Raw genomic sequence first — 23,965 nt, forward strand, 5'->3', positions numbered from 1 at the left:
CGTCATTCGAACACACGTTCGAACAGACCGCAAACCGGCCCGGACCACGACAGGCCTCAGTGGTGCAGGCCGAGCACCTTCGCGGTGCGCTCGAGCGTGGCGTCGGCCAGAGCCGGGTCGTCCCCGAGGTCCTGCCCGTAGGTCGGCACCATCGCGCGGACGTCGTCCTGCCAGCCGTCCCACCGGTCCGGGAAGCACCGGCGCAGCATCGTGAGCATGATCGGCACGGCGGTCGAGGCACCCGGCGACGCCCCGAGCAGGCCGGCGATCGAGCCGTCGGCGGCGGTGATGACCTCGGTGCCGAACTGCAGCACACCGCCCTTGTCCTTGTCGGGCTTGATCACCTGGACACGCTGCCCCGCGGTGATGCGGTGCCAGTTCTCGGGCTCGGCGCTCGGCATGAAGTCGCGGAGCGCCTCGAACTTGGTGTGCTTCGACGCGAGGAGCTGGCCGACCAGGTAGCGGACCAGGTCGAAGTTCGAGAACGCGACGCTCAGCATCGGGCGGAGGTTGTGCGGTCGGATCGAACGGAACAGGTCGAGGACCGAGCCCTGCTTCAGGAACTTCGGGCTGAACCCGGCGTACGGCCCGAACATCAGCGACGACCCACCGTCGACGATGCGGGTGTCGAGGTGCGGCACCGACATCGGCGGGGCACCGACGCTGGCCTTGCCGTAGACCTTGGCGGAGTGCTTCTGCACCACCTCGGGGTCGTCGGTGCGCAGGAACTCGCCCGACACCGGGAAGCCGCCGTAGCCGCGGATCTCCGGGATGCCGGACTTCTGCAGCAGGTGCAGGGCTCCGCCGCCGGCGCCGACGAAGACGAACTTCGCGGCGATGCGCTGCGTCGACCGGCCGATCTCGTTGCGGACGTTGAGCACCCAGCCCTCGGACACCTTCGAGCGGGTCAGGTTGGTGACCTGGTGCGAGGGCTCGAACTCGACACCGTCGATCTCGAGCTGGTCGAAGAGCTGACGGGTGAGCGACCCGAAGTCGACGTCCGAGCCGGCTGCCGAGTAGGTCGCCGCGATCGGCTGGTCCTTCTTGCGGCCGGGGATGAGCGCCGGTGCCCACTTCCGGATCTGCGCCGGGTCGTCCGAGAACTCGATGCCCGCGAAGAGCGGGTGGTCCCGCATGGCCTCGTACCGGGCGCGCATGTAGGCGACGTTGGCCTCGCCCCACACGAAGGAGATGTGCGGCGTGGGGTTGATGAAGTTCGTGGGCTCCGGCAGCACGCCGGTCTCGACCAGGTGCGCCCAGAACTGCCGCGAGACCTGGAACTGCTCGTTGACCGTGACGGCCTTCGCGATGTCGACGCGGCCGTCAGGCAGTTCCGGCGTGTAGTTCAGCTCGCACAGTGCCGAGTGGCCGGTGCCCGCGTTGTTCCAGGGGTTCGAGGACTCCTGCGCCACCGTGCCGAGCCGCTCGTACACGCGGATCTTCCAGCTCGGCTCGAGCTTGTGGATGATGGCCCCGAGCGTGGCACTCATGATGCCTCCGCCGATCAGGACGACGTCGATGGGGTCCACCTGCTGCTCTGCCACCCGTCGATCCTACCGGCGGCACCCGACAGACGGACAGGAGGCCCGTGGCGGTGTCGCCACGGGCCTCCTGTCCGTCTGCTGGTCGCGCCCGGGGCGCGCTACGCGTCGACGGAGCGGCGCGCGACGATCGTCTCGGCGATCTGCACCGCGTTGAGCGCGGCACCCTTCCGCAGGTTGTCGTTGCTGACGAACAGCACGAGGCCGCGGCCCTCGGGCGCGGACTGGTCGGCGCGGATGCGGCCGACGAACGCCGGGTCCTGGCCGGCGGCCTGCAGCGGGGTCGGGACGTCGGAGAGTTCGACTCCGGGTGCGCTCGACAGGATCTCGGTCGCACGTTCGGGCGACAGCGGACGCTCGAACTCGGCGTGCACCGAGATGGAGTGCCCGGTGAACACGGGGACGCGCACGCACGTGCCGGCGACGAGCAGGTCGGGCAGCTCGAGGATCTTCCGGCTCTCGTTCCGGAGCTTCTTCTCTTCATCGGTCTCGCCCAGGCCGTCCTCGACGATGCTGCCGGCGAGCGGCACGACGTCGAAGGCGATCGGGCGGACGTACTTGACGGGCTCGGGGAACGTCACGGCGGATCCGTCGTGCGTCAGCGCAGCGGTGTCCTGCTCGAGCGCGGCCTTCGCCTGGCCCAGGAGTTCCTCGACCCCGGCGAGCCCGGAACCCGAGACCGCCTGGTAGGTCGTCGCGACCAGGCGGCGGAGCCCGGACTCGGTGTCGAGCACCTTGAGCACCGGCATGATCGCCATGGTCGTGCAGTTCGGGTTCGCGATGATCCCCTTCGGCGCCTGGTCGATGGCGTGCGGGTTCACCTCGCTCACGACGAGCGGGACGTCGGGGTCCATGCGCCAGGCGCTCGAGTTGTCGACGACGAGCGCGCCGGCGGCGGCGAACTTCGGCGCGAGGGCCCGCGAGGCGGTGGCCCCGGCGGAGAACAGCGCGATGTCGATGCCGGACGGGTCGGCGAGCTCGGAGTCCTCGACCACGATCTGCTCGCCGCGGAACGGCAGCGTCGTGCCGGCGGAACGGGCGCTCGCGAAGAAGCGGACCCGGTCGGCCGGGAACGCGCGCTCTTCGAGCAGGCGACGCATCACGGCGCCGACCTGGCCGGTGGCGCCGACGACGGCGACGGTGAGGGTGCTCATGCGGTGCTCCTGGTGGTTCAGCGGATCGACGGGTCGGCGGGCGTCAGCGGCCGGTGCCGGCGTAGACGACGGCCTCGGCGTCGGCGTCGAGGCCGAATGCGCTGTGCACGACGCGCATCGCCTCGTTCAGGGTGTCGGCACGGGTCACGACCGAGATGCGGATCTCGGACGTGGAGATCATCTCGATGTTGATCGACGCGTCGTGCAAGGCGCGGAACAGCTGCGCCGAGACACCGGCGTTCGTGCGCATGCCGGCGCCGACCAGGGCGAGCTTGCCGATCTGGTCGTCGTACTGGATGCTCTCGTAGCCGATGTCGGCCTTCGCGACCTCGAGCGCCGTCAGCACGGTCTGGCCCTGGTCCTTCGGCAGGGTGAACGAGATGTCCGTCCGCCCGGTCGACGCCGCCGACACGTTCTGGACGATCATGTCGATGTTCGCCCCGGCGCGTGCCACGTTGGTGAAGATCTCGGCGGCCTTGCCCGGCTGGTCCGGGACCCCCACGACGGTGATCTTGCCCTCGGAGAGGTCTCCGGCGATCCCGGTGATGATCGGTTCTTCCACGGTTTCCCCCTCGGCAGGGTTGTAGACGATGGTGCCCTCGTTGTTGTTGAACGAGGACCGGACGTGCAGGGTGACGCCGTGCCGCCGGGCGTACTCGACGGCGCGGATGTACAGGACCTTGGCACCCGAGGCTGCGAGCTCGAGCATCTCCTCGCTGGTGACGCGGTCGACCTTGCGGGCCTTCGGCACGACGCGGGGGTCGGCGGTGAAGATGCCGTCGACGTCGGTGTAGATCTCGCAGACGTCGGCGTCGAGCGCTGCGGCGAGGGCGACGGCGGTGGTGTCGGAGCCGCCGCGACCGAGCGTCGTGATCTCGCCCGTCGTGCGGTTGAAGCCCTGGAACCCGGCGACGATCGCGACGTGGCCGGAGTCGAGCGCCTCGCGCACGCGCTTCGGGGTGACGTCGACGATGCGGGCCTTGCCGTGCTGGGCGTCGGTGAGCATGCCGGCCTGGCTGCCGGTGTAGGACGACGCTTCGACCCCGAGGCTCTTGATCGCCATCGCGAGCAGCGCCATCGAGATGCGCTCCCCCGCGGTCAGGAGCATGTCGAGCTCACGGCCGGCGGGGATCGGTGTGACGGAGTGCGCCAGGTCGACGAGTTCGTCGGTGGTGTCGCCCATCGCCGACACCGCCACGACGACGTCGTTGCCGGCCTTCTTCGTCTCGACGATCCGCTTCGCCACGCGCTTGATGCTCTCGGCGTCCGCGACGGATGAACCACCGAACTTCTGCACGATCAAGGCCACTGGCTGGTACTCCCGGAGACGGCGACACCGCGAGGTCACGCGGTCTCACAATGGTAGTCGGTGTTTCGGGGATGTTGCGTGCGAGCGGGCCCTGACGCAAGGATCCTGCGTGGTGGTCAGCCGCCGACGACGCGGCGCCCCTCGAAGGCACGACCGAGCGTGACCTCGTCGGCGTACTCCAGGTCGCCGCCGACCGGCAGCCCCGACGCGAGCCGGGTGGTGCGGATGCCCATCGGGACGAGCAGCCGGCTGAGGTACGTCGCCGTCGCCTCGCCCTCGAGGTTGGGGTCGGTCGCGATGATGACCTCGGCCACGGTGCCGTCGGCCAGACGCGTCATGAGCTGCTGGATGCGCAGGTCGTCCGGTCCGATGCCGTCGATCGGGCTGATCGCCCCGCCGAGCACGTGGTACAGCCCGCGGAACTCGCGGGTGCGCTCGATCGCCGCGACGTCCTTCGCTTCTTCCACCACGCAGATCGTGGCTGGCGAGCGGCGCGGGTCGCGGCAGATGCTGCACTGGACGTTCTCGGTGACGTTGCCGCAGATCTCGCAGAAGCGGACCCGCTCCTTGACGTCGGCCAGCAGCTCGGACAGACGACTCGGGTCGAACGACTCGGTCTGCAGGATGTGGAAGGCGATGCGCTGCGCCGACTTCGGGCCGATGCCGGGCAGGCGACCGAACTCGTCGATGAGGTCCTGGACGATCCCGTCGTACATCAGGCACCGTCCTGGTGGAGAGCGGTCTCCTCGATGAACTGGGCGTTGAGGATCTCACGCACGACCGCCTCGCCGTACCGGCCGGCGACCGGGGCGCGGCGTGCGGGCGGTGCGGTGCGCGCGGGAGCGGCGGCGGGCTGGGCCGCGCGCTGCGGTGCGGGCTGCTGCGTCGGGGCTGCCGGCGCGGCGGCTGCGGGTGCTGCTGGCGCTGCACCGCGTCCGATCCCAGGGTCAGGGAACGGGGCGCCGTCGTCGTACGGTTCGTCGTCGAGCGGGTAGTCGTCGACCGGGACGCCCGGCACGACGGGACCGCCGGGAGGCACGGCTCCCGCTCCGGACGCCGCCTGCGGACCCGGGGTGGTCGGGCCGTCGGGCTGCCCGGCCGTGGCAGCGCCCGGTCGCGCGGGTGCGGCCGACGGTGCCGACTCGGCCGGCTGGGGCGTGCTCGTCTCGGCGGGGGCGACCGGCGCGGACGCCGGCACGGTGCCGAAGGGTGCTGCCCAGCTGGGCTCGACGGACTCCGGGACGGCGTCGGCGGTGGGGTCGCTGGCGGGGATCGTCGCGACCGCCCAGTCCGTCACCGGCGCTCCCGAGGGAGCGGGGGTCGGTTCGGCCGGTGCCTGGTCGCGCTGCGGGGCGGACGCGGTCGGCACTGCCTTCGGCTCGGGCGCGGACTTCGGCGCCGGCGCGGACTTCGGCGCGGGCGCTGCCGTCGGCGCAGGAGGTGCCGTCGACCCGGGTGCTGCCGACGCGGCCTTCGGCTCGGCGGCAGGGGCAGCCGTCGGCGTGGGCTCGGCAGCGGACGCCGGTGCCGGGGACTCCGGTGCTGCGGACTCGGGCGCCGGGGCCGGGGCCGGGGTCGCGGCGGCGGCGGCGGGCGCCTGGGCAGCGGGCGCCGGACGCTGGGCCGGTGCGGCAGCCTGCGGTGCCGGAGCCGACTGCTGCTGCTGCTGCTGGGGACGCTGCTGCTGTCCGGGCCCGCGGGCGACGAACTTCACCCGGAGCCCGAGGACGTCCACGATGGCGGCGCGGAGCAGTTCGCTGACGCTCGCCGAGGGGTCGGACATCTCCTTGAACGAGGCGACGTCCTGCTGGCTCGGGAACGTCAGCGTCAGCACGTCGTCGCGGAGCGCGGTGACCTGCGCCGTGACGACCACCGACCACGCCGAACGCTTGGCGTGCTGCACGTGCTCGACGATCTGCGGCCAAGAGTCACGCATCTGCTGGAAGCCGACGGCACCGACGGTCCGGACGGCGGGCTCGTCCCCGATCGTCGTGCCCTGACCCGTGGACGACGGGCTGACCGGCTCGGCCGCGGGCTTCGAGGGCTCCGGCTTCGAGGGCTCGGACTTCGCGGGCTCGGCCGAGGTCTGTCCGGGCGCTCCAGGAGTGCTCGGAGCGACCGCTGCCCACGACGCTGCGGCGTCACGGGCCACGGCTCCGGAGTCGGCCTGCGGCGCGGCGGGCTGCTCGACGGGACGCTCAGGCGTCGCACGAGCCGCTGCCGGAGCGGGCGTCGGGGCGAGGGAGGGAGCAGGCGCTGCGGGAGCCGCGGCTGCCGGCTGCTCACGACGCGGTGCAGCGGCGAAGGCGGGAGCGGACTGCTCGCCGGCGTCGGCCTGGTGTCCACCGGCGTCGTGTCCACCGACGTCACCCACCCCGACACGACGTTCCAGCCGCTCCACCCGGGCGAGGGCTCCGCGCTGGGTGTCGTCGGCCTCGGGCACGAGCATGCGGGCCGTCATGAGCTCGAGGTGCAACCGGGGCGAGGTCGCGCCGGTCATCTCGGTGAGGGCACGGTTCGCGATGTCGGCGGAACGGGAGAGCCCGGTCGCGCCGAAGACCCCGGCCTGGCGGCTCATGGTGTCGAGTTCTTCCGGTGAGACCCCGCGCAGGACGGCGGCGGCGCTCTCGTTCGTCGCCGCGACGACGATCAGGTCGCGCAGGCGCTCGAGCAGGTCCTCGACGAAGCGGCGGGGGTCCTGTCCGGTCTGCACGACGCGGTCGATCGCGGCGAACGCGGACGCCGGGTCGGCGACGGCCAGGGCGTCGACGACGTCGTCGAGCAGGGCTGCGTCGGTGTAGCCGAGCAGGGCCACGGCACGCTCGTAGGCGATCGCACCGTCTTCGCTGCCGGCCATCAGCTGGTCGAGCAGCGACAGGGTGTCACGGACGGATCCACCGCCGGCACGCACCACCAGGGGCAGGACGCCGGGGGCCACCGACACGGACTCCTGCGTGCAGAGCTGCTCGATGTACTCGAGCATCACCGCAGGCGGGACGAGCCGGAACGGGTAGTGGTGGGTGCGCGACCGGATGGTGCCGATGACCTTCTCGGGCTCGGTCGTCGCGAAGATGAACTTGACGTGCTCCGGGGGTTCCTCGACCAGCTTGAGCAGTGCGTTGAAGCCCTGCGGCGTCACCATGTGCGCTTCGTCGAGGATGAAGATCTTGTAGCGGTCGCGAGCCGGCGCGAACACGGCACGGTCGCGCAGGTCACGCGCGTCGTCGACACCGTTGTGGCTCGCGGCGTCGATCTCGATGACGTCGAGCGAACCGCTGCCGTCGCGGGCGAGTTCCACGCAGCTCGGGCAGACGCCGCACGGGGTGTCGGTCGGGCCCTCGGCGCAGTTCAGGCAGCGCGCCAGGATGCGGGCCGACGTCGTCTTGCCGCAGCCACGGGGCCCGCTGAACAGGTAGGCGTGGTTGACGCGGTTCGTGCGGAGCGCCGTGCGGAGCGGGTCGGTGACCTGCGACTGCCCGATCAGCTCGGCGAAGTTCTCGGGCCGGTAACGGCGATACAGGGCGGTGACCACGCGACAAGGGTAGCCGTCACGACCGACAACCCGCGTGCCCGTCCACAGGTCGTCCTGCCGGGCCGGACCACCCGTCGGCGGTGGGCCGAGCGCCCGGACGGCACCGCGCCTCCCGTCCGTCTGGTCGACGGGCGGGAGGCGCGGTGTGTGACGCTGGTGCGGACTCAGCCGCGGGTGCGGCGACGGAGCCTGCCGGCGAGGCGGGAGAGCCCCAGCAGCAGGAACCCGAGGGCCACCAGGCCCGCCGCGGTGCCGGCGATCGGGACGACGTCGGCGCCGGTCCAGGCGAGGGCACCGGTGCCGTTGCCGGAGCCACCGATCCCGGCGCCGGAGCCGTTCCCGGAGCCACCGCCGATGCCGGTGCCGGTCCCGGTCCCGGTGCCGGAGCCGCCGCCGGTCCCCGGCGTCCCGGGTGCACCCGGCGTTCCGGGGGTCCCGGGCGTCCCAGGCGTTCCGGGGGCCCCGGGCGTCCCAGGCGTTCCGGGCGTCCCCGGGGTGCCGGGCGTGCCCGGCTCCTCCGGGTCGACGGCGTCGTCCATCACCATGACGCGGAGCATCTGCGCCTGCGAGGTGAACCCGCCGACCGACTGGGTGACGCGCAGCATGTGACCGCCGACCGGCAGCGCCACCATGACCCACCACTCGCCGTCCTCGTCGGCAGTCGTGGCGACGGCGTCGCGGCCCATCGGCTGCACGGTGACGGTCGCGCCGGGCTCGGCGGTGCCCGTGACCATCAGGTCGTGGTCACCGTCCTCGTCGGCCATGTACTGCGAACCCGGTGTCGGCGAGGTGACCGCGAGCGGCTCCAGGGTGTCGACCACGATCGGCACCTGCGGCGCTGCCGAGGTCGTGCCGTTCACCGACTGCGTGGCGCTGATCGTCCACTCCCCCTCGGGGACGCGCTCGAACACGACGCTCCATGCACCCTCGTCGTCGGCGGTGGTGGTGCGGACCTGCCCGGTGGACAGGGTCACCGTCACCGCGGCGCCGGGGGTGGCCTGACCGGTCACCGTGAACGAGCCGGTGTCTCCGAAGCCGTCCGCCTGGATCAGCTGCCCGGGGTCGGGGCTCGTGATGACGATGCCCGTCTCCTGCGCAGCGACGACCGTGACGTCGGCGGTCACCGGGTCGGAGGTCCGACCGCCGACCGTCTGCGTCACCGAAACGGTGTGGTCCCCGAGCGGCACGCCACCGATCGTGACCGTCCACGAACCGTCGTCGCCGGCGGTCGTCGTGGCGGTCCGGCCGTCGAGGTCGACCGTGACGGTCGCACCGGGCTCGGCGGTGCCGCTCACCGGGACCGACGTCGTCGACCCCGTGGTCGGGAACGCCTGGCCGTCGGTCGGGCTCGAGATGACGACCGGCGTCGCGGCCGTCACGGTGAAGCCGACCTGCGGAGCGTCGGTGGTGACACCGTCGACCGTCTGGCTGGCGGCGATCGTGTGGGATCCCTCGTCGACGTCCCGCACCGTCACGGACCACGTACCGTCGTCGTCCGCGGTCGTGGTGACCGCGGTGCCGTCGTCGATGCGGACCGAGACGGCGGCGTTCGGTGCCGAGGTGCCGGTCACCCGCACGTTGGTCGAACCGCCGAGCACCCGGTGGTCGGTGCCGTCGGCCGGGCTGGTCACGACGATCGCGTCCGCGGCGGCGGCCACGACGGTCACGTCGCGCTCGATCGCATCGGACGTCGTGCCGTTCACGACCTGGGTGACGACGAGCGTGTGGTCCCCCGCCGGCACGTCGGTCAGCGTGGTTTCCCACCGCCCGTCGGTGCCGACACGGACCACGACCGGGTCGACGTCGTCGAGGACGACGCGGACCGTCGCGCCGGGCTGGCCCTCGCCACCGACCGGGACGGTCGCGGTGGGGTCGGTGCTCGGCACGGTGAACGTGGTGTCATCGGCCGGGGCGGTGACCGTCAGCGCGGCACCGGGTGCCACGGTGAAGGTGCTGCGCACCACCGCGGACGTCGAGCCGTCGACCGTCTGGGTCGCACGGATCGTGTGCTCGCCGACGGTGGTGTCCGGCAGTTCGACGCTCCAGGTGCCGGCGTCGGTCGCGGTCACGGTCCGGGCGTCGCCGCCGTCGATCGCGACACGGACCTCGGCACCGGGCTCGGCGGCCCCCGCGGCGGTGAGGGTCGCGACCGAGTCGCGCTGGGCGACCCGGATCGTGGTGCCGTCCGCCGGGGTGGCGATCGTGATCGGGTCGGCGACGAGGACTCGGACGTCCACCGTCACCGGCGCCGACTCGGTGCCGTCGATGCGCTGCGTCACGCTCACGGTCGTGGTGCCGGCCGGCACACCGGGGACCGAGACGCTCCACGCGCCGTCGTCGTCCGCGGTGGTCGACTCGGTGCGACCGTCGCCCAGGTCGACCACGATGGTCGCGCCCGGCTCGGCGGTGCCGGCGACGTCGACCGTCGTCGTGCCGTCCCCGTCGGCGACCGTGTACTCCTGGTCGGCCGTCGGCTCGGTGATGACGACGGGCGCGCCCGCCTCGATCTCGAACGTCGTCCCGACCGGGGTGGTCGAGGTCGAGCCGTCGACGGTCTGCGTCACCTCGACGGTGTGCTCGCCGACACCGAGGTCCGGCACGTCGACGCTCCACGAGCCGTCGTCACCGGCGGTGACCTCGACGGGGTGGCGGTCGTCGACGGTGACCGTCACCGTGGCGCCGGGTTGGGCGTCCCCGGCGACCGTCACGGTCGTCGTCGCGTCGCCGTCGGCCACCGTGATCGGGTCGTCGCCGGGCTCACGGATGGTGAGGTCCGCGGCGGCGACCACGGACACCGGTCGTTCGACCGCCGCACTCGTGGTGCCGTTCAGGGCCTGCGTGACCGAGGCCGTGAACGAACCGGTCGGCACGTCCTCGACCGTGGTCGCCCAGCGGCCGTCCTCGTCCACGGTCGCCGTGGCGGTCCCGCCGTCGCCGAGGTCGACCGTGACGGTCGCGCCCGGCTCACCGGTGCCCGCGAAGTCGACCCCGGTGGTGGCGTCGTCGTCCGCCACCGTGACGGTGGTGGCACCGCGCGGGGTGGACACCACGAGCGGGGCTCCGGCACGGACCGACACCGCCGCCGTCACCGGCGTCGAGGTCTGCCCGCCGACGACCTGCGTCGCGGTGACGCGGTGGTCACCGACCGGGACGTCCTGGAAGGTGGTCTCCCACCGGCCGTCCTCGTCCGCGGTCACCGTCTCGGTCTCGCCGGTCGAGATCCGGACCGTCACCTCGACGTCGGGCTGCGCCCGACCGGTCACCTCGACGTCGGCGGTGCCGGACGTGTCGGCGACCGTCAGGACGTCGCCGTCCTCCGGGGTCACGATGGCGAGCGCGGTCCCGGCCCGCACCGTGACGGTCTGGTCCGGACTGGAGGCGGTGGTCCCGCCGACCGTCTGGCTGGCGGTGAGCGTCGGGGTGCCGACACCGACCCCGCCGAACGTGACCGTCCAGTCGCCGTCCGCGTCCGCGGTGGTGGTCGCCTCGTCGTCGCCGAGTCGCACCGTCACCGGCGCGCCCGGCTCCGCCGAACCCGTGACCACGACGTCGCGCGTCGCGTCGGCGTCCGGCACGAGGAGGACCACGTCGGTCCCCGGTGCGGTGATCGTGACGGCGTCGGCAGCCTCGATCGTGACCGTGCGTTCGACGGGGTCGGAGGTGCGCGGGTCGGAGACGGTGCCGGCCAGGGTCTGGGTGACCGTGACCTGGTGCTCGTCGACACCGAGGTCGGGGAACGTGACCGACCACGTGCCGTCGGCACCGACCGTCGTCTCCTGGTCCTCGGAGCCGGCGAGGGTCGCCGTGACCGCGGCGCCGGGCTGGCCGGTGCCGGTGACCGTGACGTCGCGCACGACGTCCGGTCCGGCGACCGTGATCGGGTCCGTGGCCGGACCGGTGATCGTCAGCGCGTTGGCCGTGACGACCTCGAAGGTGATCGGGACGGCGCTCGTCACGACGTCCTCGACCTCCTGGCTCGCGGACGCCGTGTACACGCCGGTCGGGGCGAGACCGGTGGCGTCGACCGCCCAGCGTCCGTCGTCGTCAGCCGTGGTGGTGAACCGGGTGCCGGGGCCGACCGAGACGGTCACCGCGGCGCCGGGCTCGGCCGTGCCGGTGATCCGGACGGTCGCGGTGGCGTCGGCGTCGACCACGACGAAGCGTGCGCCGCTCGCCGGGGTGTCGATGACGATGGCGTTGCCGGGGACCACGGTGAAGTCACGCGTGACCACCGGGCCGTCGGTGCCGTTCACGGTCTGCACGGCCTCGACGGTGTGCTCGCCGATGCCGAGCTGCGTGGTCGGGAGCTCCCAGTTGCCGGCCGTGTCCGTGACGACCTCGACGGGGTCGCCCTCGTCGATCGTGACGGCGACGGTCGCGCCGGGCTCCGCGGTGCCGCGGACGACCACGTTGGCCTGCCCGCCGGTGCCGGCGGGGACCTCCTGGGCGTCACCCGGTGCCACGATGACGAGCTCGTCGCCGGCCTCGACCGCGAAGTCACGGTCGACCGGTGCTGAGGTCGCACCGTCGACGGTCTGGGTGACCGTCGCGGTGTGGTCGCCGGTGCCGACGTCCGACAGGACCACCGACCAGGCCCCCCGCGGGTTCGCGGTGGTGGACACCGCGTCGCCGTCGTCCAGGACGACCTCGATGCGGGCGCCGGGCTGCGCGGTGCCCCGCACGGTGACGTCGACGACGGAGTCGTCGGTGGCGACCGTGACGGTGGCGTCCTGCGCCGGAGCGGTGACGGCGAGCGGGGCGCCCGCCTGCACCGTGACGACCTGGCGGACGGCCGGCGAGGTGGTCCCGCCGACGGTCTGCGTCGCCGAGATCGTGTACCGACCGACCGGGACGTCGGTGACGGTCAGCGTCCAGGTGCCGTCGTCGTCGGCCGTCGTGGTGGCGGTCAGTCCGTCGCCGAGCGAGACCCGCACCTCGGCGCCGGCCTCGGCCGTGCCGGCCAGGTCGAGGTCGGTGGTGGTGTCGGCGTCGAGGACAGTGACGACGTCGCCGTCCTCGGGCTCGGTGATCGCGAGCGGGTCGCCCGCCTCGACGGTGAAGGTGGTACCCACCGGGCCGGACGTGGTGCCGTCGACGCTCTGACGCGCCGTGACGGTGCGCTCCCCGACCGGGACGTCGGCGAAGGTCGTCGTCCAGGCACCGTCCTCGTCGGCGGTGACCGCGGCGGCGAACGAACCACCGATGCCGACGGTGACCCGGGCGTTCGGGGCCGCCGAGCCGGACACCGTCACCGGGGTGGTCGAGCTGTCGTCGGCGACGGTGATGGTGCTGCCGTCGGTCGGCTCGTCGATGGTGAGCGCGGGGGCCGCCGTCACGGTGAAGTCCCGGGTGACCGCGGCGCTCGTGGTGCCGCCGACGGTCTGGGTGACCTCGGCCGAGTACTCCCCGGCCGGGACGTCCGTGACGCTCGTCGACCAGGTGCCGTCGGCGTTCGCGCGGGTGGTGGCGGTCAGGCCGTCAGCGAGGTCGACGTCGACGCGGGCACCGGCCTGTGCGCTGCCGGAGAACGGGACGGACCGGGTGTCGCCGGCGAGCGGGAAGTCCTGGTCCGCCGTGGGGGTGTCGACGGTCAGGCCGGCCGCGGCCACGACCCGGAAGGACCGGGTCACGGGTGCCGAGGTCGTGTCGCCGACGGTCTGCGTGACGCTCGCCGTCTGCTCGCCCACCGGGACCTCGGGGACGGTGATGCTCCAGGCGCCGGCGTCGTCCGCCGTGCCCGTCGCGGTCACGCCGTCGCCCAGGTCGACGCTGATGCGCGCGTTCGCCGTCGCGGTGCCCGTCAGGGTGACCGGGGCGGTCTCCCCCGTGGTGGTGAAGGTCTGACCGGCCGTGGGCGTGGTGATCGTCAGGGCGCGCTGGGCGACGACGGAGAAGTCCTGCGTCGCGGTGCCCGCCGCGGTGCCGCCGACCGTCTGGGTCGCGGTCGCGGTGTACGCACCGGTGGGGACGTCGGCGATGGTCGTCGTCCAGGTCCCGTCGGCAGCGACGGTCGCGGTGCCGGTCCGGTCCCCGCCGAGGCTGACGGCCACGCTGGCGCCGGGCTCTCCGGCCCCGCTCACGACGACGCTGCGGGTCGAGGTCGCCGACGGCACCGTGAACTGCTGTCCGGCCGTGGGTGCCGTGATGGTCGGAGCCGCGAACGCCGTGGCGCGCACGGTCGAGGTGGCGAGGTCCACGGTGGCGACGTTCGCCCCGGGGAGCACGGAGAGCCGCAGGGCGTGCACGCTCCGCGATCCGGTGTCGTACCCGCGGGGGTCGCGGAAGCCGGTGGTGTCCTGCGCGTTCACGGTGAGGTCGACGACCTGACGGAGCAGCAGCACGACGGGGCGCAGCAGGGTGGAGACGGCCGAGGTCGTCGCCGTGAGCGTCGTGCCGAGGTTCGTCAGGGCCGTGCCCGTCACCAGGGGACGCACGATGGTCTGCAGTGCCGGGACGACGACGGTGTTGACCGCCGGGGCGAGCAGGGTGCCGAGCACGTTCAGCCCGAGGGGGCCACCGGTCGCCGTCACCGTGGCGGTGGCGGGCGACGTGCCGGCGAGGGCGCCGAGCGTGGTGTCCGCGCGGAGGGCCAGTGCGGTGAGCGGGATGCCCGCGAGGTTGACGTTCGCGGTGACGTTCACCCGCACGGCGGTCGAGTTGATCGTGTTGACGACCGCGGTCTGCAGCGCCGTCGGCAGCTGCGTTCCGAGGATCGTCGTGATGCTCCGGTTGATCGAGCTCACGGCCGCTTCGGTCAGCACCGACGTGTTCGCCGGCTGACCGTTCAGCGTGGTGAGCCGGTCGAGGTCGACCGTGATCGCGCCGGTCGACGGGGTGATCGTCACCGCACCGTCCGTGAGCGGCTGCTGCAGCACACGGGTCAGGGTGTCGTCGAGGTTCAGGTCGACGGTCGCGGTGACCGTCGTGCCGTTGAGGTTCACGAGTCCGAGGCTCGTCGTGCGGAGGAGCCGCTGCAGCTCGCTCGTCAGCGCCGTGGTGGTGCCGGACAGCGCCCCGTCGGCACCGACCGCGGAGTTCACCGTGCCCGAGAAGGTGCGCAGGTCGTTCCGGAGCGCGGTGCTGAGTCCGGTGACCGCCGGACTCGTCAGGTTGAGGTCCGCGCCCGCGATCCGGTAGTCCGTCGTCGTTCCGACGGTGGTGCCGCGCGTCGCCTGGATCCGGGACGCCAGGGCCCCGACCCGCAGCTGCGCGTTCGACAGCACCGTGGTGTCGGCGCCGACGCGCGAGAACAGCGGGTTGAGGTTGACCGTCGCAGCGCCGGTGCCGGACCCGGTGCCGACCCCGATGCCGCCGTCGTTCGTCAGGAGCCCCGACGACGCGGTCGCGCCCGTGGCGGAGGTCGTGGCGTACTGACCGTCGACGCCGAGGGTCAGGATGCCGTTCGGGCCCAGCAGGTCGATGTCGTTGCCGAGGTCCACCCCGACCGCGTTGAGCGCCGTCAGGTTGAGCGGCTGGTTCGTGGTGCCGCCGCCCGAGGTCGCACCCCGCGCGGAGTACGCGCCGCCGAGCTGGGCGACCGCGTCGGCGTTCACGATGCCGGAGCCGCTGAGCAGCAGCCCCTCGGCCTCGGCGACGTCGGTCTGGGCGGCCGCAGCGGGTTGGATCGCCACGGTGGCGGCGATGAGCGCCGTCACCGTGGCGACGACGCCGCCGCGCAGGAGGAACCGCCGACCGTCCGTCGCTCGTCCTCGAGCTCGGCCGTCGGCGCGGGTGATCCGTCGTGTCCGTTCGTCCGCTGCGGAGGGTACGGGGGTACCGGGCAGCGACGCGTGCCTGCGCATGCGTGTCTCTTTTCCTGGCGGGCGCGCCCGCCACCTGATCCTCGGAATCCACCGCTGGTGAGGCGGCGGAGGCTCCTCCGCTGGTGAGGCGGTGGAGGGTCGGAACCCTGGTTGGGGATTCCTGAGGCAGATCTTTACACATGATCAGGAAGCTGTCCGCAAGCATCGACGAAAAAGGACGCGAGACCTCCCGAACGGGGGGGGACACCGGGGAGCCGACTCGACCCGGAACGAAGAAGACTCCTCACGCACCCGCCAGAGCCTGGTTACCCTTGCTGCGTTTCCGCCCTGGGGGAGTTGGCCTGGATGGCGTCACGTGAGGAGCCGCCGAGAAGTCTACCGGACGCGACGGGCAGACTCGAACACATGAAGATCGCCATCGCCGGAGGACACGGCCAGATCGCCCTGCTCCTCGCCCGCCAGATCACCGACGCCGGCCACGATGCCGTCGCGATCGTCCGCAACCCCGCGCACGTGGCCGACGTCGAGCAACAGGGGGCGCGTGCGATCGTCGCCGACCTGGAGCAGCTCGGCGACGACGACCTCGCGCTCCGCCTGCGCGGTGTCGATGCCGTGGTGTTCGCCGCCGGTGCCGGGCCGAACAGCGGCGCCGAACGGAAGCTCACCGTCGACCGCGACGGTGCGATCCTGCTCGCCGACGCCGCCGAGCGTGCTGGCATCGAGCGGTACGTGATGATCTCCGCGATGGCGGCCGACACCTACGACCCCGAGCTCGCCGTCGTGCCAGCGCAGGACGACGCCGCGGTGTTCCAGGTCTACCTGCGGGCGAAGGCCGAGGCGGACGCGAACCTGCGGGCCCGACGCCTCCGCTGGACGATCGTGCGTCCCGGCGGCCTGCTCGACACGCCGCCGCAGGGCACGGTCCACGTCGGCCGGACGGTGCCGCGCGGCTCGATCCCCCGCGCGGATGTCGCGACCGTCGTCCTGCACGCACTGCTCGACGACGCCGCGGTCGGCGTGCAGTTCGAGGTCACCAGCGGCGATACCCCGATCCCGGCGGCGCTGAACGCGCTCACCTGACCCGTCGGTGCCGCCCGCACCGTGCGCGCTTCGTCACACCGTGCGAGCTCCTCGCCGAAGGTGCCGGGCCGCGCACCGTGCGCCCCTGCTCACCCCGTGCGCACTTCCGCGCCCCGTGCCGCGCTGCAAGCGCGCACCCACCAGGCAACCCCGCACCAGCCCACGAACGCCGCACCGTGCCGCCGCGACGCGACCCACGGGCGGACGGGAGGCACGGCGCCAGCCCGCCCCGCGCCTCCCGTCCGCACCGCGCGCACCTGCTCACCCCGTGCGCACTTCCGCGCCCCGTGCCGCGCTGCAAGCGCGCACCCACCAGGCAACCCCGCACCAGCCCACGAACACCGCACCGTGCCGCCGCGACGCGACCCACGGACGGACCGGAGGCACGGAGCCAGCCCGCCCCGTGCCTCCCGTCCGCACCGTGCGCACCTGCTCACCCCGTGCGGACTTCCACGCCCCGTGCCGCGCTGCAAGCGCGCACCCAACAGGCAACCCCGCACCCACCGACGAACGCCGCACCGTGCGCCGCGACGCGACCCACCGGCGGACGGGAGGCACGGAGCCCGCCCGCCCCGCGCCTCCCGTCCGCACCGTGCGCACCTGCTCACCCCGTGCGGACTTCCGCGCCCCGTGCCGCGCTGCAAGCGCGCACCCAGCAGGCGCCCCCGCACCGTGCGCGCCTGCTCACCCCGTGCGGACTTCCACGCCCCGTGCCGCGCTGCAAGCGCGCACCCAACAGGCAACCCCGCACCCACCGACGAACGCCACACCATGCGCCGGACGCGACCCACGGGCGGACGGGAGGCACGGCGCCAGCCCGCCCCGCGCCTCCCGTCCGCACCGTGCGCACCTGCTCACCCCGTGCGCACTTCCGCGCCCCGTGCCGCGCTGCAAGCGCGCACCCACCAGGCAACCCCGCACCAGCCCACGAACACCGCACCGTGCCGTCGCAACGCCCCGACGCCCCGACGCCGCGCCACGCGGCGCCACGGCGTCACGCGTCAGAGCGCGACCGCAGCCGACTGCCGGGCGATCTCGAGCTCCTCGTTCGTCGGGATCACGAGCACCGCGACCCGTGAGCCGTCGGTGGAGATGCGGCGGGCGTCCCGCGATGCCAGCTCGTTCCGGTCCGGATCGATCTCGATGCCCAGGTGCTCGAGCCCCGCGAGCACGCGCCGCCGCAGCAGCGCGTTGTTCTCGCCGACCCCCGCGGTGAACACGACCGCGTCGAGCCCGCCGAGCTGTGCCGTGTAGGCGCCCACGTAGCGACGGATGCGGTGGCGGTACACGGCGAGCGCCGCCTCCGCCTGCTCGTCGCCCTTGGTGGCGGCGTCCTGCACGTCGCGCATGTCGCCGTTGCCGGTCAGGCCGAGTAGACCGGACCGCTTGTTGAGCATGGTGTCGAGCTCGTCGAAGGTCATCCCGGCCTCGCGGTGCAGGTGGATGAGCACCGCGGGGTCGAGGTCGCCGGAGCGGGTGCCCATGACGAGCCCCTCGAGCGGGGTGAGCCCCATCGAGGTCTCGATGGACTTCCCGCCGTCGATCGCCGCGACCGAGGCGCCGTTGCCCAGGTGCAGCACGATCGTCTTGAGCTCGGCGAGCGGCCGGTCGAGGAACTCCGCGGCCTGCTCGGAGACGTACTTGTGGCTGGTGCCGTGCATGCCGTAGCGGCGGATCCCGTACTCGGCGGCCAGGTCGGCGGGGATCGCGTACGTGTACGCGTGCGGGGGCATGGTCTGGTGGAACGCGGTGTCGAACACGGCGACGTGCGGGACGTCCGAGAAGACCTGCTTCGCGGCGCGGATCCCCTCGAGGTTCGCGGGGTTGTGCAGCGGTGCGAGGCTGTTGAGGTCCTCGATCTGCTGCTCGACCTGGTCCGTGACGACCGTCGCACGGTCGAAGGTGGTGCCGCCGTGCACGACGCGGTGGCCGACGACGGCGGGCGGGTGCTCGTCGAACGACGGCCCGACCTTCGCGAACGCGTCGATCATCGCCTGGAACCCGGCCGCGTGGTCGGGCACCGACGCGGCGTCGTTGGACGACGACTCCCCCGTCAGCGCGTTGGTGTGCTTCCAGGCCCCGGCGGACTCGCCGATGCGCTCGACGAGCCCGGAGGCGAGCGTGCGCTCGTCCTCGAGTTCGATGAGCTGGTACTTGAACGAACTCGAGCCGGAGTTGACGACGAGGGCTGCGGTCACGGGGTGGTCACTTTCTGTCGGGCCTGGAGGCGCGGTGCGGGTCGGGCGGTCAGGCCGCGTCGGTCGCGGTGCCGGCCTGGATCGCGGTGATTGCGACGGTGTTCACGATGTCGCCCACCAGGGCGCCGCGCGACAGGTCGTTGATCGGCTTGCGCAGGCCCTGCAGGACCGGGCCGATCGCCACGGCGCCGGCCGAGCGCTGCACGGCCTTGTACGTGTTGTTGCCGGTGTTGAGGTCCGGGAAGATGAACACCGTCGCGCGGCCGGCGACCGGGGAGTCCGGCATCTTCGTCGACGCGACTGTGGGGTCGGCTGCGGCGTCGTACTGGATCGGGCCCTCGACGAGCAGGTCGGGCCGGCGTTCCCGCACGAACGCGGTGCCGGCGCGCACCTTGTCGACGTCGGCTCCGGAGCCGCTGTCGCCGGTGGAGTAGCTGAGCATCGCGACGCGGGGGTCGATGCCGAACTGGGTCGCGGTCTCGGCGGACGAGATCGCGATGTCGGCGAGCTGCTCGCTCGTCGGGTCCGGGATCACGGCGCAGTCGCCGTAGACGAGCACGCGGTCGGCGAGCGCCATCAGGAACACGCTCGACACGATCGAGGTGTCCGGACGCGTCTTGATGATCTCGAACGACGGCCGGATGGTGTGCGCGGTGGTGTGCTTCGCGCCGGAGACCATGCCGTCGGCGAGCCCGAGCTGCACCATCATCGTGCCGAAGTACGAGACGTCGGTGACGGTGTCGCGGGCGAGCTCGATCGACATCCCCTTGTGGGCGCGGAGCCGGGTGTACTCCTCGGCGAAGCGCTCACGCAGCTCGGGGTCGAACGGCGAGACGAGCTGCGCGGCCTCGAGGTCGAGGCCGAGCTCGGTCGCCCGCGTGCGGATCGCGGCGGGGTCGCCGAGGATCGTCAGCTCGCAGACCTGGCGCTGCAGCAGGGTGGAGGCGGCACGGAGGATGCGGTCGTCCTCGCCCTCGGGCAGGACGATGCGCTTGCCGTAGCTGCGGGCCCGGTCGAGCAGGCCGTGCTCGAACATGAGCGGGGTGACGACCCCGGACGGAGCGAGCTGCAGGCGGTCGCGCAGGGCCTCGGCGTCGACGTGCTGCTCGAACAGGGCGAGCGCGAGGTCGGCCTTCCGGGGCGAGTCGGCGGCCAGGCGGCCCCGGGTCTGGGTGATCCGGAGGGCGGTGTCGTACGTGCCGAGGTCGTTCTGCGCGATCGGCAGCGAGCTCGACAGGCCCTCGAGCAGCCGCGACACCTGCGGGGCGATCTCGAACCCGCCGTTCAGGATGACGCCGGCCAGGCTCGGGAACGTCTCGGACTGGTTGGCGAGCAGCGTGGCGATGAGGACGTCGCTCCGGTCACCGGGGACGACGACGATGCCGCCCTCGATCAGCCGGGGCAGCACGTTCTCCATGCTCATTCCCGCGACGACGGTGCCGAGGGCCTCGCGGTCGAGCAGGGCGTCGTCACCGCGGACCAGGGTGGCGCCGGTGGCCTGCAGCAGGGCACGGACGGTCGGGGCGACGAGCACGCGGTCCTCGGGGATCGCCCACACCGGGACGTCCGGGTGGTCGTCGTGCACGGCCTGCTCGACGCTCGTCACGATGGCGGCGAGGGCGTCCGGGTCGGCACGGTTCACCACGACACCGAACAGCTGCGCGTGTGCCGCCCGCAGCTCGCTCGTCGTGACGTCCGCCACCTGCGCCATGCCCTCGGGGGTGCGGGCCGCACGTTCGGCGGCGTCGCGGCCACCCAGCACGAGGAGCACCGGAGCGCCGAGGTTCGCGGCGACCTTCGCGTTGAAGGACAGCTCGGTGGGGCTGCCCACGTCGGTGTAGTCGGACCCGAGCACCACGACTGCGTCGCACTGCCGCTCGACCTGGGCGAACCGGGTGACGATGGTGCCGAGCGCCGCCTCGGGGTCGGCGTGCACGTCGTCGTAGGTGACCCCGACCGCGTCGTCGTACGAGATTCCGACGGCCGTGTGCTGCAGCAGCAGCTCGAGCACGTAGTCGGGTTCGACGACCGATCTGGCGACGGGCCGGAACACGCCGACGCGGCCGACGGACCGGGCGAGGGTCTCGAGGACACCGAGGGCGACGGTGCTCTTGCCCGTGTGCCCTTCTGCTGACGTGATGTAGATGCGGGTCGACACGAGGCCCAGGGTAGTCGCCGGACATGTCACGACATCTGGGAGCACCGGCACCGACGACACGCGGTCGTGAGCACCGCGCAGAACCTGTACCATTGGGTGTCGCCGTCGCGAGACGGTGTCAGGAGAATTCGCCTAGTGGCCTATGGCGCACGCTTGGAAAGCGTGTTGGGTGCAAGCCCTCGGGGGTTCGAATCCCCCATTCTCCGCAGCGAGCAAGGCCGAACCACCACGAAGGACCCGCACCGATCGGTGCGGGTCCTTCGTCGTTCCACGACCGTCCGGTCCCCCACCCTGCGGACGAGCGCGTGCCCTGTTCCCCCTCGGTTGGCCGGGAAACGCCGACCAGGGGTGGAACGGGCTGTCCCCGGTACCCGCCGGTCGCCTATGCTGGCCGAGCGAACGGCTCCGGGACGAGCCGACCGCGGTGCATCGAGCGGCAGGGGCGTCGCTCGGAGGGCGTGCTGATCAGCGTGCCCGGAACACCCGAGGGGACGAGGAGACGCGCCATGGGGGACACCACCGTGCCCGCAGTGCCCGTGCGGCCCGCCGTCTTCGACACGGTCCTCCGCCCGCGCCGGTCCCTCGTCCGTTCCACCGCGCTGAGCATCGCCTTCTCGGCAGTGCCGCTCGCCGTCGCCCTGGTCTGGGTCTCGTTCCCGTTCCGCACGTGGGCCGTGTTCGCCGGGATCGTCGTCGCGATGGCCGCGGCCGTCGGCATCGTGTTCGTGCGACTGCACACCGCGTTCATCGGGATCGACGAAGACGGCCTGACGATCCGCGGGGTCCTCACGGCGCACCGGCGGGTCCCCCGCGAGCGCGTGCACAGCCTGGTGCTCGCCACGACCTTCGGATCGTCGGTGGACCGGACCGTCCGGGAACTCGTCGCCTTCGACCGGACCGGCACCCACCTCTTCCGGCTCCGCGCCGACGTGTGGGGGGACGATGGGCTCGACCGGGTCGTCGACGCGCTCGGCGTGCAGGTCGTCGAAGAGTCGCGGCCGGTCTCCGCCCGCACCTTCGCGAAGCGCTACCCGACGAGCCGCGCCTGGTACGAGCAGCGGTCGGCGTTCCTGCTCGTCGGCGGCCTCGTGGTGCTGGTCGTCGGCGGGCTGCTCGCCGTCGAGTTCGCCGGCCTCAACGCCCGCTGACCCACCGGCGGACCGGTCAGCGGCCACCGCACGGCACCCGTCAGCACGGCACCCGTCGACGCGGCACCGGTCAGCGCCGACGCCGCAGCGTCGAGAAGATCCCGCGCACCACTTCCTTCGCGATGGTCCCGCCCAGCCCGGAGCCGAGCAGGCCCGACAGCGGGTCCCCCGCGGATCGCCGCGTCCCGCCCGACCGACCGGAGCCGCCGGACCGACCGGAGCGCCGCGCGTCCGACGCTCGCTCGGCCCGCTCGAACTCCCGCTGCTGCCGCTCGTACTCCTGCTGGGCATCCGCCGACGCGTCCGCCGCGGCGGCAGCTGCCTCGTCGGCTGCGGCAGCGGCGTCGGCTGCAGCGGCCGCCGCCTCCATCCGGCGCGCGAGCACCTCGCGGGCCGAGTCCGGATCGACGCGGGTGCCGTAGGTCGCCAGGAGCGGTGAGGCCTGCACCCGTGCGGCCATCTCGTCGGCCGGCATCGGGTCCATCGACCCCTGGGGTGCGCGCAGCCGGGTCCACGCGACGGGGGTCGGCGCGCCCCGCTCGTTCATCACCGTGACGATGGCCTCGCCGGTCGCGAGCGACGTGAGCACCTCGCCCAGGTCGTAGTCGCTCGTCGGGTAGGTCGACACCGTCGCCCGGAGCGCCTTCGCGTCGTCCGGGGTGTGGGCGCGGAGCTGGTGCTGGATGCGCGACCCGAGCTGCGCCAGCACGTCGTTCGGCACGTCCTTCGGGGTCTGCGTCACGAAGAAGACCCCGACGCCCTTCGACCGGATGAGCCGCACGGTCCGCACGATCTGCTCGGTGAAGTCCTTCGACGCCCCGGTGAACAGCAGGTGCGCCTCGTCCAGGAAGAACACCAGCTTCGGCTCGTCCTGGTCGCCGACCTCCGGCAGCTCGTTGAACAGGTCCGCCAGCAGCCACATCAGGAACGTCGAGAAGACCTCCGGCCGGTCCTGCACACCGGGCACCTCGAGCAGACTGACGATCCCCCGCCCGTCCGCCGCCGTCCGCAGGAACAGCTGCGTGTCGATCTCGGGCGCCCCGAAGAACCGGTCGGCACCTTGGTCAGCGAAGGTGACGAGCTCCCGCAGGATCACCCCGGCGGTCTGCTTCGACAGGCCCCCGAGCTCGGCGAGCTCCCCCTTGCCCTGCTCGCTCACCAGGAACGTCAGCACGCTCCGCAGGTCGTCGAGGTCCACCAGCGCGAGACCCTGCTGCGTGGCGTAGTGGAACACCAGACCGAGCGAGGACTCCTGCGTGTCGTTCAGCCCGAGCACCTTCGACAGCAGCAGCGGCCCGAAGCCCGAGACGGTGGCGCGGATCGGCACGCCGGTGCCCTGCCCGCCCAGCGAGAACAGCTCGGCCTGGCTCGCGACGCCCTGCCACTGCTGGCCGATGCCCGCGGTGCGGTCGAGCAGCTTGTCGTTCGCCTGCCCCGCGACGGCCAGACCCGACAGGTCTCCCTTGATGTCGGCGGCGAACACGGGCACCCCGTTCGCCGCGATCTGCTCGGCGAGCACCTGCAGCGTGCGGGTCTTGCCGGTGCCGGTCGCCCCAGCCACCAGCCCGTGCCGGTTCAGCATCGCGAGCGGGATCCGGACCTGCACGTCGGGCACCGCTGCGCCGTTGACGAGGGCACCGAGTTCGATCGCGCCTCCGTCGACGGCGTAGCCGTCACGGATGGCCGCGACCGCGTCCGGTCCGAGCGGGCCGGCTTCGGCACGGACGGGAGGCACGGTGCCGGTCGCCGCCGTCGCCACCGGATCCGGGGCGGTCGCGTCGACCGCCGCGGCAGGGGTCGTGGGAGCCGGTGCGGCCGCAGGGGCGGGCTCCGCGTCGGGCGCGAGCCGCGCCTCCAGGCCGGTGGGTGGCGGGGACCCGACGACCGCGGGTTCCGCGTCCGCGGTGAGGACAGCCTGCTCCTCCGCCGCCAGTGCGGCGGCGAGCTCCTCGGCTCGCCGCGCCGCTTCGTCGGCGAGCCGACGTGCCTCGTCGGCGGCCTGTCTCGCTGCCTCGGCAGCCGCTCGTGCCCGCTCCGTCGCGTCGCTCATGGGCACAGCCTAGGGACCGGAGCCCGCGGCGG

11 protein-coding genes, 1 tRNA gene and 1 other RNA gene are annotated in these 23,965 nt (G+C 72.9%); 3 read left to right on the top strand and 10 right to left on the bottom strand.

The features are described from left to right. Window positions 1–56: 56 nt before the first annotated feature. From DEJ19_RS12480 to ffs, 7 genes are all read right to left on the bottom strand, one after another. Window positions 57–1,544, bottom strand: a complete 1,488-nt coding sequence (locus DEJ19_RS12480; RefSeq protein ID WP_111029411.1) for a malate:quinone oxidoreductase — start codon at window positions 1,542–1,544, stop codon at window positions 57–59. Window positions 1,545–1,642: 98 nt separating this feature from the next. After that, window positions 1,643–2,695, bottom strand: a complete 1,053-nt coding sequence (locus DEJ19_RS12485; RefSeq protein ID WP_071405015.1) for an aspartate-semialdehyde dehydrogenase — start codon at window positions 2,693–2,695, stop codon at window positions 1,643–1,645. 43 nt (window positions 2,696–2,738) lie between these two features. After that, window positions 2,739–4,004: an aspartate kinase gene (locus tag DEJ19_RS12490; protein WP_017888681.1), complete on the bottom strand. Its 1,266-nt coding sequence runs from the start codon at window positions 4,002–4,004 to the stop codon at window positions 2,739–2,741. 116 nt (window positions 4,005–4,120) lie between these two features. Continuing rightward, on the bottom strand, window positions 4,121–4,720 hold the full coding sequence (gene recR / locus DEJ19_RS12495; protein WP_017888680.1) for a recombination mediator RecR: 600 nt from the start codon (window positions 4,718–4,720) through the stop codon (window positions 4,121–4,123). Next, on the bottom strand, window positions 4,720–7,536 hold the full coding sequence (locus DEJ19_RS12500) for a DNA polymerase III subunit gamma and tau (protein ID WP_111233417.1): 2,817 nt from the start codon (window positions 7,534–7,536) through the stop codon (window positions 4,720–4,722). The genes recR and DEJ19_RS12500 overlap by 1 nt, the downstream gene beginning before the upstream one ends. 164 nt (window positions 7,537–7,700) lie before the next feature. Continuing rightward, window positions 7,701–15,338, bottom strand: a complete 7,638-nt coding sequence (locus DEJ19_RS12505) for a choice-of-anchor G family protein (RefSeq protein WP_111233418.1) — start codon at window positions 15,336–15,338, stop codon at window positions 7,701–7,703. 232 nt (window positions 15,339–15,570) lie between these two features. After that, an RNA gene (gene ffs / locus DEJ19_RS12510) (signal recognition particle sRNA small type) lies at window positions 15,571–15,667 on the bottom strand. A gap of 37 nt (window positions 15,668–15,704) precedes the next feature. Here ffs and DEJ19_RS12515 point away from each other — a divergent pair. Next, complete coding sequence (locus DEJ19_RS12515) at window positions 15,705–16,379, top strand: SDR family oxidoreductase (protein ID WP_071405018.1); 675 nt, start codon at window positions 15,705–15,707, stop codon at window positions 16,377–16,379. A 1,001-nt stretch (window positions 16,380–17,380) separates the two neighbouring features. On the opposite strand, the gene DEJ19_RS12520 is transcribed toward DEJ19_RS12515, so the two are convergent. Further along, a complete protein-coding gene (locus DEJ19_RS12520) occupies window positions 17,381–18,577 on the bottom strand; it encodes an acetate/propionate family kinase (protein ID WP_027466390.1) in 1,197 nt (398 codons plus the stop codon). 49 nt (window positions 18,578–18,626) lie between these two features. Further along, window positions 18,627–20,735: a phosphate acetyltransferase gene (gene pta / locus DEJ19_RS12525; RefSeq protein ID WP_071405020.1), complete on the bottom strand. Its 2,109-nt coding sequence runs from the start codon at window positions 20,733–20,735 to the stop codon at window positions 18,627–18,629. Between the two features lie 121 nt (window positions 20,736–20,856). On the opposite strand from pta, the gene DEJ19_RS12530 reads away from it, so the two are divergent. Further along, a tRNA-Ser gene (locus DEJ19_RS12530) sits at window positions 20,857–20,941 on the top strand. Window positions 20,942–21,241: 300 nt separating this feature from the next. Next, complete coding sequence (locus DEJ19_RS12535; RefSeq protein ID WP_111234299.1) at window positions 21,242–21,883, top strand: YdbT family protein; 642 nt, start codon at window positions 21,242–21,244, stop codon at window positions 21,881–21,883. 70 nt (window positions 21,884–21,953) lie between these two features. On the opposite strand, the gene DEJ19_RS12540 is transcribed toward DEJ19_RS12535, so the two are convergent. Continuing rightward, a complete protein-coding gene (locus DEJ19_RS12540) occupies window positions 21,954–23,933 on the bottom strand; it encodes a helicase HerA-like domain-containing protein (RefSeq protein WP_111234298.1) in 1,980 nt (659 codons plus the stop codon). Between the last annotated feature and the right edge of the window lie 32 nt (window positions 23,934–23,965).

It is taken from the genome of Curtobacterium sp. MCSS17_016, from assembly GCF_003234255.2.
In the GTDB taxonomy this organism is placed as follows: domain Bacteria; phylum Actinomycetota; class Actinomycetes; order Actinomycetales; family Microbacteriaceae; genus Curtobacterium; species Curtobacterium flaccumfaciens.